Here is a 13,566-nt window from a genome sequence, read left to right on the forward strand (position 1 = left end):
AGTACGGCTCCGACGAGGAGTACGGCTCGGACAAGGGCTGGGAGTCCAAGGGCCACGAGTACGGCTCCGACGACGAGTACGGCTCCGACAAGGGCCGCGAGTACGGCTCCGACGAGGAGTACGGCTCGGACAAGGGCTGGGAGTCCAAGGGCCACGAGTACGGCTCCGACGACGAGTACGGCTCCGACAAGGGCCGCGACCACGGCAAGGGCGAGGACGGCTGGGAGCACGAGCGCGAGTTCGTGTACTACGGCGAGGCCAAGGTCGACAAGGACGCCCGGCCGGGTCGCTACGAGCTCAAGGGCTCGTGCGGCGAGGGCGAACTGGTCGTGCTGCCCCACGGTGGGGTCGACGGCGGTGACGGCGGCGTCAGCACCGGCACCGACCGTGGTCTGGCCACCGGTGGCGCGAGCCTGCTCGGCGCTGCCGCGCTGGGCGGGATCGTGCTGATGCGTCGTCGGCGGACCGATGGTTCCCTCGTCTGACGTGACGGCGACACGGGCCGGCGGCCGTCACGGGAGACCGTGGCGCGCCGCCGGCGCGGCCGTCGTCGTCACCCTGGCCATGATTGGCGCCGGCATGATCGGCGCCTCGTTGCGGACCGGGCCCGCTCCCCGCCCTCCGCAGCCGCTCGCCCAGGCCGGCCCCGAGGTCCCCGGGCCGACGGTCACCGGGAACGACGCCACGGCGCCGGACGATGGGGAGCACGCCGCGCAGGGCGACGTTCCCGTCGGGCTGAACCGGGCTGCCCCGAGCACCATCGAGATCCCCCGCATCGGCGTCAACGCGACGATCATGTCGCTCGGCACCAACCCGGACGGCACCGTGCAGGTCCCCCCGTTGGAGCAGGCCGACCAGGCTGGCTGGTACGAACCGGGCCCGAGCCCCGGTGAGACCGGCAACGCGGTCATCGTCGGGCACGTGGACTCGGCGAAGCTCGGCCCGGCCGTGTTCTTCGACCTCGGCTCTCTCGTGCCCGGCGACACGATCACGGTGCAGCGGGCGGACGGCCAGCCGGCGACGTTCCGGGTCGACTCGGTGAAGGCGTACCCGAAGACGTCCTTCCCCACCGAGCTGGTGTACGGGCCGAACGACCGGCCCGGCCTGCGGGTGGTCACCTGCGGCGGCCAGTTCGACGAGGCGGCCAAGAGCTACCAGGACAACGTGGTCGTCTTCGCCACCCTGGCGGCGTGAGGCAGGACGTACACGGACGCGGCCCGGCCGGTCGGGGTCACCCGATCGGCCGGACCGCGTCCGGCGTACCGAATCAGGCCGCGGCGGAGGTCCGCACCAGGGTGCGGATCTGGCGCAGCAGCACGGACAGGGCTGCGAGATCCGCCCGCGACTCGTCGAACTCCCCCATCGCCCGGCGGGCCCGGTGGATCGACGTGGCGTTCGACTGCTCCCACTGCTGCACCCGCTCGTGCGGCGGCTGATCCTCCGGGGTGGAGTCGAGCACCTCCGCCGTGAGCGCGGCCAGCGCGGCGTACAGGTCGTAGCGCAGCGCCATCCGCGCGAGGGTCTGCCAGCGGTCCTCGCGTGGCAGCAGGGAGATCTTCGACAGCAGCGAGTCCACCCGGAACAGGTCGGAGAGCACGAAGTAGACCGACGCCACCTCGCTGACGTCCCGTCCGCTGCGGGTCGCGGTCTCCACGACGTCGAGCAGGCCGAAGCTGTACATCAGCCGGGTCGCCCGCTCGGCCAGCTCGCGGGGCAGCCCACGCTCGGTCATCGAGTCGATGTGCGCCTCGATGGCCTGCCGCTCGCCGCCGTAGAACAGTTCCTCGAGCCCGGGCAGCAGCCGGGCCACCCCGTCGCGCAGCCGGGCGATCTCGGTCGGCACGTCGATCGGCGAGCGCCGGTTGGTGACCAGCCAGCGCACCGCGCGGTCGAGCAGCCGACGGGTGTCGAGGTAGACGCTCGTCTGCAGCTCCGGGGAGACCTTGTTGTCCAGCGCCTCCACCGCGTCCCACAGCTCACGCAACCCGAACACCTCGCGGACCACCACGTACGCCCGGATCACGTCGGCGGCGCTGGCCGCCGTCTCCTCGACGACCCGGAAGACGAACGAGATGCCGCCCCGGTTGATCGCCTCGTTGACCAGCACTGTGGTGACGATGTCCCGACGCAGCCGGTGCCGGCCCATCCGGTCGGCGAACCGTTCGCGCATCGGCGTCGGGAAGTAGTTGACCAGGACCTCGGTCGTCCACTCCTCGTCCGCCAACCCTTCGGTGAGGATCTCCCGTTCCAGGACGATCTTCACGTACGCGAGCAGCACCGCGAACTCCGGCGCGGTCAGCCCGGACTCGCTGCGCACCGCCAGCTCCTCGTCCGGCGGCAGCGCCTCCAACGAGCGGTCCAACGCGCCGGAGCGCTCCAGCTCGTTGATCATCCGGCGGTGCACCGGGAGCAGCGAGGCGGCCTGGGCCTGGGCGTTGTTGATCGCCCGAGCCTGGTCGTAGTTGTCCCGCAGCACCAGTTCCGCGACCTCGTCGGTCATCCCGGCCAGCAGCTCGTCCCGCTCGGCCGTGGTCAACTCCCCGTCGGCCACCGCCGTGTTCAGCAGGATCTTGATGTTCACCTCGTGGTCGGAGGTGTCCACGCCGGCCGCGTTGTCGATGAAGTCGGTGTAGATGCGGCCACCGGTCAACGCGTACTCGATCCGGCCGAGCTGGGTCCAGCCCAGGTTGCCGCCCTCGCCCGCCACCCGGCAGCGCAGGCTGCGCCCGTCCACCCGGATCGCGTCGTTGGACTTGTCGCCCACCTCCGCGTTGGTCTGGGTGGACGCCTTGACGTACGTGCCGATGCCGCCGTTCCAGAACAGGTCCACCGGAGCGGTGACGATCGCCTTCATCAGCTCCTGCGGCGAGAGCTGGGTGACGTCGTCGTCGAGGCCGATCGCCGCCCGGACCTGCGGCGTGATCGGAATCGACTTCGCGGTACGCGGGACGATGCCGCCCCCGGCCGAGATCAGCTCGGGGTTGTAGTCCTCCCACGACGAGCGGGGCAGGTCGAACAGTCGACGACGCTCCGCGTACGAGGTGGCCGCGTCCGGATCGGGGTCGAGGAAGATGTGCCGGTGGTCGAACGCGGCCACCAGCCGGATGTGCTCGGAGAGCAGCATCCCGTTGCCGAAGACGTCCCCGGACATGTCGCCGACGCCGACGACTGTGAAGTCCTGGGTCTGGGTGTCCAGGCCCAGCTCGCGGAAGTGCCGCTTGACCGACTCCCACGCCCCCCGGGCGGTGATGCCCATCTTCTTGTGGTCGTAGCCGGCGGAACCGCCGGAGGCGAACGCGTCGCCCAGCCAGAAGTTGTGCGCCAGGGAGATCTCGTTGGCGATGTCGGAGAACGTCGCCGTCCCCTTGTCCGCCGCCACCACGAGGTACGGGTCGTCGCCGTCGTGCCGGACCACGTCCTCGGGCGGCACGATCTGCCCGCTGACGATGTTGTCGGTGACGTCCAGCATCGCGCCGACGAACTCCTGGTAGCAGGCGACCGCCTCGTCCCGGTCGCCCGGCTTCTGCTTCAGCACGAAGCCGCCCTTGGCACCCACCGGCACGATCACGGTGTTCTTCACCATCTGCGCCTTGACCAGGCCCAGCACCTCGGTGCGGAAGTCCTCGCGACGGTCGGACCAGCGCAACCCGCCCCGGGCCACCGGCCCGAACCGCAGGTGCACGCCCTCGAACCGGGGCGAGTAGACGAAGATCTCGAACTTCGGCCGGGGCGCCGGCAGGTCCGGGATGGCCTGCGGGTCGAGCTTGAACGCCACGTACGCCTTCGGCCGTCCGCCGACCGGCTTCTGGTAGAAGCTGGTCCGCAGCGTCGCCTCGATCAGCGTGAGGTACGAGCGCAGGATCCGGTCCTGGTCGAGGCTCGCCACGTCGTCCAGCGCGCCTCGGATCGTCTCCACCAACTCGCCGCTGCGCTGCTGCCGCTGCTCGGCGGTCAGCTCGCCCGGCGCGAAGCGCGTCTCGAACAGCTCCACCAACAGGGTGGCGAGCTTCGGGTACGCGATGAAGGTCTGCTCCATGTAGTCCTGCGAGAAGACCGTGCCGGCCTGCCGCAGGTACTTCGCGTACGCCCGCAGCACCACCACCTGGCGCCAGGTCAGCCCGGCGCGCAGCACCAGCTCGTTGAACCGGTCCACCTCGGCCTCGCCGCGCCACGCCGCCGCGAACGCGTTCTCCACGTGTGGGCGTACCTCGGACAGCTCGTGGTGCCCCTCGGGCAGCCTGAGGCCGAAGTCGTACAGGTAGACCCGACCGTCGATCCGGTCCACCTCGTACGGGTGCTCGTCGACCACGCGGACGCCGAGCGAGTGCAGCACCGGGAGCACGGCGGAGAGCATCATCGGCTCGCCGTACCGGTAGACCTTGAACCGGACGTCCATCGTCTCGGCCAGGTCGGCCCCCGGCATCCGGGTGCCGGGCCGAGGGGCCAGCTGCTTGCGGAACAGGTGCATCTCCAGCTGACCGGGCTCCTCCAGCAGCTCCAGCTTCGCCAGGTCCTTCATCGCCTCGTACGGCGTGTGCCCGTCCTTGTAGCCCTCCGGGAACGCGTCGGCGTACCGGGTGAACAGGTGCTTGGCCTGCTCGTCGCCGAGCTTGCGCTCGAGCACCAGCCGGTAGTCGTCGTCCCAGAGCCGGGTGGCGTCGGCCAGCTCCTCGGCCAGCAGGTCGGCGTCGATGTCGCCGGGCGGCCGGGTCGGGTCGGTACGGACGATGAAGTGCACCCGAGCCAGCATCGACTCGGTGACCCGGGTCGTGTAATCCACCCCGACGCCGTTCAGCTCACGCAGCAGGATGTCCTGCATGCGCAGCCGGTTCTGGGTGGTGAACCGGTCCCGGGGAAGGTAGATCAGGCAGGAGATGAACCGCCCGTACGCGTCGCGGCGCAGGAACACCCGCAGCTGCCGGCGGCCCGCCATCCGCAGCACGCCGATCACCGCGTGGTACAGGTCGTCGGTCTTGATCTGGAACAGCTCGTCGCGCGGGTAGGTCTCCAGGATCTGCAGCAGATCCTTGCCGGAGTGGCTGCGCCGGCTCAGGCCGGAGCGGTCGAGCACCTCCGCGACCTTACGACGCACCACCGGCAGCTCCCGGACGCTGGTCCGGTACGCCGCGGTGGAGAACAGGCCCAAAAAGCGCCGCTCCCCGATGACCTCGCCCTCGGAGTTGAAGATCTTGAACCCGATGTAGTCCAGGTACGCCGAGCGGTGCACGGTGGCCCGCGAGTTGGCCTTGGTGATGATGAGCAGGCGCTTCTCCAGCACCTTCTCGTGTGCCTCGTGCGTCATCGACGACAGCGACCGGGCCTCCGGGGAGTCCGAGCGCAGGATGCCCAGGCCGGTGCCGAGCACCGCCTCCAGCGCCTTGCCGTCCACCTGGTCGGCGGGGTTCCCGTCCGGGGCGTCCACCAGGCGGTACTCGCGGTAGCCGAGGAACGTGAAGTGGTCGTGCGCCAGCCAGCGCAGCAGCTCCACCGAGTCGGTGATGTCCTTCTCCGGCACCGGCGGACGGTTGTCCGAGGTGCGGGCCGAGGCCAGCTCGTCGGCGAGCGCGAGCGCACGCTGACGCATCTTCGGCCAGTCCTCCACGGCCTCCCGCACGTCGGTGAGCACCCGTTGCAGCTCACGGCGCAGCCGGTCGCGTTCGGCGGCGTCCCGGACCGGGTCGATCTCGATCCGCATCCAGCTCTCGATGATGTCGCCGGCGATCGCGTCGTCCGGCTCCACGTCCGCCGAGACCTCGGTGAGCCGGCCCAGCGGCTCGCGCCGGACCACCACCAGCGGGTGCACCAGCAGATGCACGTCCAGGTGGTACGAGTTGAGCAGCGCGGTCACCGAGTCGACCAGGAACGGCATGTCGTCGGTGACGATCTCGACAACGGTGTGGTGCTGGTCGGCGTGCGGCTCGTGGATCCGCAGCTTCAACTCGCCGGGCACCCGCTGCTGGGCCAGGTCCCGGTGCGCCCGGGCCGCGTCGAGCATCTCCTCCGCCGTGAAGCCGACCAACTCCTCGTCCGGGGCGAACCGCCAGAAGCGACCGACCAGGGTCGCCGCGTCGTGGTCGTCCCCGGCGAGCGCGACAGCCTGGGCCACCAGGCGCTCCGCGTTGGGGACCGGTTCGTCGAGCTCGGCATCCTCCACGTCGTCGGCCAACGCCTCGGTCGGCAGGCCCAGATCGTAGATGGTGTCGATGCTCGACCCGGTCAGCCCCGTGACGCCCGTGTCGAGCCGGCCGTAGCCGTCCCCGTCGGTCGCCGAATCGAAGCTGTCGTCGTCCCGGCCGGAGTCATCCTGCCGGAGGTCGGGTTCCGGTTTGATCGCCGGACGCCGGTCCATCGGTGCCACTCCCCTCGACCCACCGCGTTGTGGGTCACTCTGCCGCCCAGCGTAGGCCTGCCGTTTCGCGCCTTGGTCGGCGGACCACTGGCCGGACGTCCGGATCCGGACTTTGTCCTTTCACCCGTTGCGGGTCCGAGGTTGGCCGGTTGCGGGATACCCCGCCCCGCGATGTTCATCACACCGGCCCGGCCCGTCTTTCCGCACGTCGAGCGCTACACGGGACGTTGGGGACACCCTTCGCGTACTACCGTGCAGGGCAGCCCGAGACCGGAAGGACCGCTTCATGACCTTGTCCTACCCCCGGCCCCACCGGCCGAACCGCGCCCGACGGGTCGCCGCGCTCACTGCGACCCTGCTCACCGCTGGCGTCCTGGCGGCGTGCTCCGGCGACGACGGGCCGGAGCACAGCGCCGACGCCTTCCTCGCCGGCTGGCGCAGTGGCGACCTGCAGGCGGTCGCGATGGTCGACACGACCGGTGCCAAAATGCCGGCGGCCGAGGTGACCAAGGAGATCAAGGAGCTGTCCGGCGAGTTGGCGGCCACCCCGCCCACCCTGACCCGGCAGGGCGAGCCGAAGATCACCAAGAACATCGCGACCACGACGATCCGGGTCGACTGGCCCCTGCCGGGCCAGACCCACTGGACGTACGACCGGGAGCTGCGGCTCGTCCAGGGCGACGACGACCAGTGGCAGGTGATGTGGGAGCCGCGGGTGATCCACGAGCAGCTCACCAAGGGCGACCGGCTGGGGCTGCGCCGCGACACCGGCCCCCGGGCGGGCCTGCTGGACGCGGCCGGCAAGCCGATCGTGGCGCCCCGCCAGGTGGTGCGGGTGGGTGTGCAGCCGAACCAGGTCACCGACATCAAGAAGCTGGTCAAGGATCTCGACGCGGCCTTCAAGGCGATCCGCCCGGCCCTGGTCCCCGCCGTCGACCTGGCCGACCTGCCGAAGCGGGTGGCCGAGGCCGACCCGGGCGCGCTCGTCGAGGTGGTGACCCTACGCGAGGACGCGTACCGGCAGATCAAGCCGCGGATCTACGACCTGCCCGGCACCAAGTTCGTCTCCGACAAGCTCGACCTGGCGCCGACCCGGGAGTTCGCCCGCGCGCTGCTCGGCTCGGTCGACCCGGCGCAGGCCGACGACCTCGCCGCCCACCCGGACCGGTACGTCGCCGGCGACCTGGTCGGGCACGGCGGGTTGCAGGGCCGCTACGACGAGCGGCTGCGCGGCGCCCCCGGTCTGACGGTCGTGGTCGAGCGGCCCGCCGAGGACGGCAAGCTGGCAGCCACCGGCACCGAGCTGTTCCACCGGGAGCCGCAGCCCGGTCAGGCGCTGAAGACCACCCTGGACGTGGCCACCCAGAACGCGGCCGACGCAGCCCTGCGCGCGGAGCTGCGCCGAGCCGCCCTGGTGGCGGTACGCATCAAGGACGGCGCGGTGCTCGCCGCCGCCAACGGTCCCGGGCCGGCCGGCGAGAACCTGGCCTTCACCGCCCAGGTGCCGCCGGGCTCCACGTTCAAGATGGTCAGTGCGCTGGGTCTGCTGGACCGGGGCGCGGTCACCCTGGACGGGCCGGTGGAGTGCAAGAAGACCTTCACCGTCGATGGCCGCTCCTTCAAGAACTCGGACAACTTCGAGTTGGGCTCGGTGCCGTTCCGCACCGACTTCGCCAAGTCCTGCAACACGGCTTTCGCCTCGTTGGCCCCGAAGCTCGGCGGTGACGGGCTGGCCGCCGCCGGCCGCTCGCTGGGCCTGGAGGGGCAGTGGGATCTCGGCACGGACGCCTTCACCGGCAAGGTGTCGACCGGCGGCAGCCTGGCCGAGCAGGCCGCCGCGTCGTTCGGCCAGGGCACCACGCTGGTCAGCCCCCTGGCCATGGCCGGCGCCACCGCGGCCGTCGCCCGGGGCCGCTTCGAGCAGCCGAAGCTGCTGGTCGACCCGGCGCCGGCCAAGCCGGCCCCGCCCGGCGAGCAGCTGAAGCCCGAGTCCGTCGCGGCGCTGCGCACGATGATGCGCGAGGTGGTCACCGCCGGCACCGGGAGCGCGCTCAAGGACGTTCCGGGCGGCGAGGTGTACGGCAAGACCGGCACCGCCGAGTACGACGACAACCCGGCCCACACGCACGCCTGGTTCGTCGGCTGGCGGGGTGACGTCGCGTTCGCCGTGTTCGTGGAGAAGGGCGGGGCCAGCACCGCCTCAGCCGTCCCGATCGCCGAGCGCTTCCTCCGGGCCCTGCCCGCCACCTGACCCGCCGCACGCCGCTGGTCGCCACCCACGCCCAGCGGTGATCCACCCGGTTCCGCGGAAACCGGGGTGTCCAGGCCATCCGGACACCCCGGTTTCGCTGATTCCGGGGTGGATCGCGGCGAGGTGGGCCGGGACCGGATCAGGCGGAGTCGGCTTCGTGCCTCTCCGGCGGGGTCTCCGTCGGCGGGGAGGGTCGTCGGAGCAGACCCGGGCCGGCCGACGCGGGCGGACCGACCGGTTCGCGCTCGACCGTGGCCGCGATCTGGGCCGCGAGGCCGGATGGCTCGGCTGGGGCCCGCCCGCCCGCGCCGGGTGGCGCCACCGCCGGCGCGACGCCGTCAGCCACCGCACCGTCAGCCACCGCGCCGATCGACGAACGGACGCCGGAGGGACCGACGCCGGCAGACCCGACGCCCGGGGGCTGGCTGCCGGAGGCGTCGCCATCGGAAAGGTCGTCGCCGCCGCGCTCGTCGACCCGATCGGGGCCGTCGCGCCCGGCGAGGCGCGCGGCACGATCGAGCCCATCACGCCCGGCGAGCCGCTCGCTGGCGGTCGCGGCCCGGCCGTTGCCACGCCGCGGGGAGGGCGTGGGCCGGGGCGACAGCAGTCGGGGTGGCACCGCCTCCGGGGCGGTGACCGGGGCCAGGCCGGCGACCACGGTGTTGACGATCTCGGCGGCGTACGAGCCGTCCGGGTCGTAGTCGGGGTCGAAGACGGTCAGCTCGACGCCGAGGCAGTGTGGGGTGTCGACCAGGCCGGCGAGCAGGATCTCCAGCTCGGCGAAGGCGATGCCACCCGGGTCGGGGGCGTCCACGGCCGGCATCACCGCCGGGTCGAGCACGTCGACGTCGATGTGCACCCAGTAGCCCGCGCAGTCGGCGAGCTGCTCGTGCGCCCACTGGGCCGTCCGGGCGGCGCCCTCGGCGCGCAGCGCCGGCACCGGTCGGGTGGTGATGCCCGCGGCCTGGAGGTCGAGGCGGTACTCGTCCTGCGCCCGGATGCCGAGCACCACCACGTCGATGTCGCGGAAGTAGGGTCGACGGCCCTCCAGCGCGGCCAGGTCGGCCTGCCCGCGCCCGGTGACGAGGGCCAGGTCCTCCCCGGCGGCCGCGCCGACGTAGGAGGCGTTGCCGGGGTGCCGGAAGTCGGAGTGCCCGTCGACGAAGACCAACCCGATCCGCCCGCCGACCGCCTCACCGAGGCGGTGCATGGCCAGCGCGGAGCCGAGCAGCACGGAACAGTCACCGCCCAGCACCACCGGGAACTCGCCCCGGTCGATGATCGAGCCGACCCGCTCGGCGAGGGCGAGGGAGTAGTCGGCGATCTCCCGGGCGTGGCACACGCCGTCACCGGGCCGCCAGTCGCCGGGGTCGTACCGGGGTGGGGTGACGCAGCCGGCGTCGCGGGCCCGCAGCCGGGCCAGCAGGTCGTGGTCGCGCAACGCGCCGGGCGCCTTGGCGCAGCCCGGCACGGAGGTGGACGTCGGCGGTCGCAGGCCGAGATTTGTCGGCGCGTCGAGGACGGCGATCCGGCGCATCATGAGCTCCCGTCCTCGGTGGTCGGGCGGGCCGGCGAAACGCCGGCCCGCGCTGGCGTACTACGAACTCACGATCCGTGCGGCGAACTCAGAACAGGGCGCTGGCCAGGGCCCGTCGGGCCGAGGCGACCGCCGGGTCGTCCGGGCCGGCGATGGAGAACAGCGACACCAGGTGCTGGCGGACCGTCTCACGGTCCTCACCGGCGGTCCGTCGGACCAGGCCGACGAGCCGGGCGTACGCCTGCTCGGCCAGGCCGCTGAGCACCTCGATGTCGGCGGCCAGCAGTTGGGCCGAGACGTCGTCGGGGGCGCTCTCGGCGGCGGCGAGCGCGGTGGCCGGGTCGGCGCCGGCCACCCGGCGGGCCACGCCGACCTGGGCCAGGCCCGCCGTGGCCGCGGCGTCCGCCGGGGCGTCGGCGAGGATCTTGCGGTACGCCTGCTCGGCGGCGTCCAGGTCGCCGCTCATGAGCGCGTCGTCCGCCTCGTCGAGGCGCGGGTCCTCCGGTTCGGCGACGGCCACGCCACCGGCCTTGAGCACCGCCTGGATCCACTGGCGGAGCTGGGCCTCGGGCACCACACCGGAGAAGGCGTCGATCGGCTGGCCGCCGACGACCGCGTAGACCATGGGGATGCCCTGGACCCGGAACATCTGGGCGATCCGCGGGTTTTCCTGCACGTCGACCCGGGCGAGCACCCAGGTGCCACCGCTCTCGGCGGCCAGCCGCTCCAGCACCGGGGCGAACTCGTCGCTCTCCGGGAAGCCGGCCGCACCGAAGAAGACGATGACGGGCATGGCCATCGACCGTTCGAGCACATCGGCCTGGATGGTCGCCTCGGTGACGTCGACGATGGCGGCGTTGCCGCCGGCGGTCTGCGCGCCGGGCACGCCGGCGGACGGGCCGCCCTGCGGGGGTGTGCCGGGGCGGGTACTGGCTGGTGCGGGGCCGCGCAGCGTGCTGAGGTCGACCGCGCCGCGGGTGAAGATCGACGAGGTGATCCGTGGGTCGCTCATGGTTACCTAGTCTCGCACGCGAGCCCGGAATCCCGGCTCACCCACAACTGCGACGTTGCGACTCTCACGCCCCATTCCACCCCCGGCGATCGGGCAGTTCCGCCGCCGAGACGGGGCGTCCGTCCGGCAGCGACCGCGCGATCGACGGGGGTGGTGGTATGGGTCAGAAACGGGCGGGTTCGCGGTAGGTGCCCCACTCGGCCCGGAGGGCGTCGCAGATCTCGCCCAGGGTCGCCTCGGCGCGGACCGCGTCGAGCATGGCGGGGACCATGTTCTCGTCGGTGCGGCTGGCCTCGACCATCCGGGCGACCGCGGCCTTGACCGCGGCGTCGTCCCGTCCGGCCTTGCGCTCGGCGAGCACCCGGCGCTGCTCCAGCTCCACCTCGTGCGAGATGCGCAGGATCTCCAGCTCCTTGGCGACCGTGCCGGTGTGGCAGTTGACGCCGACGATCTTCTTGTCGCCCTTCTCCAGGGCCTGCTGGTAGACGAAGGCCGACTCGGCGATGTGCCCGGTGAACCAGCCGTCCTCGATACCGCGCAGGATGCCGGAGGTCATCGGGCCGATCTGGTGCGGCCCGTCGCCGCCGAGCTGCCGGATCCGGGCGAAGATCTCCTCCGCCTCGGCCTCGATCTTGTCGGTCAGCGCCTCGACGTACCAGGAGCCGCCGAGCGGGTCGGCCACGTTGACCACCCCGGTCTCCTCCATCAGCACCTGCTGGGTACGCAGGGCGATCTCGGCGGACTCGTCGGTGGGCAGCGCCAGGGTCTCGTCCAGCGCGTTGGTGTGCAGCGAGTTCGTTCCGCCGAGCACCGCCGCGAGCGCCTCGACGGCGGTGCGTACGACGTTGTTGACCGGCTGCTGAGCGGTCAGCGACACCCCGGCGGTCTGTGTGTGGAACCGCAGCCAGAGGGCCTTCTCGCTGGTCGCGCCGTAGACGTCACGCAGCCAGCGGGCCCAGATCCGGCGGGCGGCGCGGAACTTGGCGATCTCCTCGAAGAAGTCGAGGTGCGAGTCGAAGAAGAAGCTCAGCCCCGGCGCGAAGACGTTCACGTCCAGGCCACGCGAGAGGCCCAGCTCCACGTAGCCGAAACCGTCGGCCAGGGTGTACGCCAGCTCCTGCGCGGCGGTCGAGCCGGCCTCGCGGATGTGGTAGCCGGAGACCGACAGCGGCTTGTAGCGCGGGATCTCCGCCGCGCAGTACTCCATCAGGTCGCCGATCAGGCGCAGGTGCGGCTCGGGGTCGAAGAGCCACTCCTTCTGCGCGATGTACTCCTTGAAGATGTCGGTCTGCAGCGTGCCGTCCAGCTTGGACAGGTCGGCGCCCTGCCGCTCGGCGGCCACCAGGTACATGCAGAACACCGGCACGGCCGGGCCGGAGATGGTCATCGAGGTGGTGACGTCGGCCAGGTCGATGCCGTCGAAGAGCGCCTGCATGTCGGTGGCGGTGTCGATGGCGACGCCGCAGTGGCCGACCTCGCCGAGCGCCTGCGGGTCGTCCGAGTCTCGGCCCATCAGCGTCGGCATGTCGAACGCGACCGACAGGCCGCCACCGCCGGCGCCGAGGATCATCTTGTACCGCTCGTTGGTCTGCTGGGCGTTGCCGAAGCCGGCGAACTGCCGGATCGTCCAGGTCCGCCCGCGGTAGCCGGTCGGATGAAGACCCCGGGTGTACGGGTACTCGCCCGGCCAGCCGATCCGCTCGAAGCCCGGGTACGCGCTGCCCTCCGGCGGCCCGTAGACCGGCTCCACCGGCATCCCGGAGAGCGTGGTGAAGTCGGCGTCCCGCTTGCGCGCGGAGTCGTACCGGGCCTGCCAGCGTGCCCGTCCGGCGTCGATCTCGTCGGCGTCCATGCGCAGGGCTCCTCCTCGGTTCCTCGACTGCACGTCGAGTGTAGAGCCCTGGCCTGAACGATCGCTAAGTAAGCTCGTACCGACGAGTAACCAGGTCAGAGCGTGGGAGCGGCGGAAGCGCCCATCGCCACGTCGTCCACCCGGATGTTGACCTCGTCGACCCGCAGCCCGTACGCCTCGACGGCCTCGGTGACCCGGGCCCGCACCTGCCCGGTGATCTCCGGCACCGGCTGACCGGCCTCGATCACCAGCACCAGGTTGACCACGGCGGCGTCGCCGGTCACGTGTGCCGAGCAGCCCCGCCGGGCGTCGCCCACCTGGTCCAGCCCGACCCGGTCAAGGACGGAGTTGAAGAACCGGGCGACGTCGCCGCCCAGCTCGGCAACCCCGGGCACCGCGCGAGCCGCCGCGACGGCGATCTTCTCGATCACCTCGTCGGCGACCTGCGTCGTGCCGCCGGCCGGCGCCGTCGTCGCGCTCAGCTCCTGGGTCGCCTCGTGATCCATCCCCACTCCCCCTGCTCCTCACGCCGACCCCACCGCCGTGGGGCGGTGCGAGCCTACAA

At 71.9% G+C, this 13,566-nt stretch carries 6 protein-coding genes and 2 pseudogenes; 3 read left to right on the forward strand and 5 right to left on the reverse strand.

The genetic code is table 11. From position 1 onward, the window contains the following. A pseudogene (locus ABZT87_RS22605) lies at positions 1-485 on the forward strand (hypothetical protein); the annotation flags it as partial. Position 486: 1 nt separating this feature from the next. Then, positions 487-1,194 carry a class F sortase gene (locus ABZT87_RS22610; protein WP_355137916.1) on the forward strand — a complete coding sequence of 236 codons (708 nt, stop codon included), beginning with the start codon at positions 487-489 and terminating at the stop codon, positions 1,192-1,194. A 73-nt stretch (positions 1,195-1,267) separates the two neighbouring features. Here ABZT87_RS22610 and ABZT87_RS22615 read toward each other — a convergent pair whose 3' ends face one another. After that, positions 1,268-6,349 carry an NAD-glutamate dehydrogenase gene (locus tag ABZT87_RS22615; RefSeq protein WP_355137918.1) on the reverse strand — a complete coding sequence of 1,694 codons (5,082 nt, stop codon included), beginning with the start codon at positions 6,347-6,349 and terminating at the stop codon, positions 1,268-1,270. Between the two features lie 286 nt (positions 6,350-6,635). Here ABZT87_RS22615 and ABZT87_RS22620 point away from each other — a divergent pair, with 286 nt between their 5' ends. Then, entirely contained in the window at positions 6,636-8,600 is a 1,965-nt protein-coding gene (locus ABZT87_RS22620) for a penicillin-binding transpeptidase domain-containing protein (RefSeq protein WP_355137920.1), read from the forward strand. 571 nt (positions 8,601-9,171) lie between these two features. Here ABZT87_RS22620 and ABZT87_RS22625 read toward each other — a convergent pair. The 4 genes and pseudogenes from ABZT87_RS22625 to ABZT87_RS22640 all read right to left on the reverse strand — a co-directional run. Further along, a pseudogene (locus ABZT87_RS22625) lies at positions 9,172-10,140 on the reverse strand (arginase family protein); the annotation flags it as partial. Positions 10,141-10,225: 85 nt separating this feature from the next. Further along, the gene (locus ABZT87_RS22630) at positions 10,226-11,149 is read right to left on the reverse strand and encodes a tetratricopeptide repeat protein (protein WP_355137922.1); all 924 of its coding nucleotides are present in this window, start codon (positions 11,147-11,149) and stop codon (positions 10,226-10,228) included. A gap of 163 nt (positions 11,150-11,312) precedes the next feature. Next, positions 11,313-13,001, reverse strand: coding sequence for a methylmalonyl-CoA mutase family protein (locus ABZT87_RS22635; protein ID WP_354856964.1), 1,689 nt, complete (start codon positions 12,999-13,001; stop codon positions 11,313-11,315). Positions 13,002-13,096: 95 nt separating this feature from the next. Then, positions 13,097-13,507 (reverse strand): Asp23/Gls24 family envelope stress response protein, encoded by a 411-nt coding sequence (locus ABZT87_RS22640; RefSeq protein ID WP_355066050.1) that lies wholly within the window; start codon positions 13,505-13,507, stop codon positions 13,097-13,099. Positions 13,508-13,566: the final 59 nt, after the last annotated feature.

The sequence above is a fragment of the Micromonospora sp. NPDC005237 genome (assembly GCF_040607775.1).
GTDB lineage: Bacteria > Actinomycetota > Actinomycetes > Mycobacteriales > Micromonosporaceae > Micromonospora.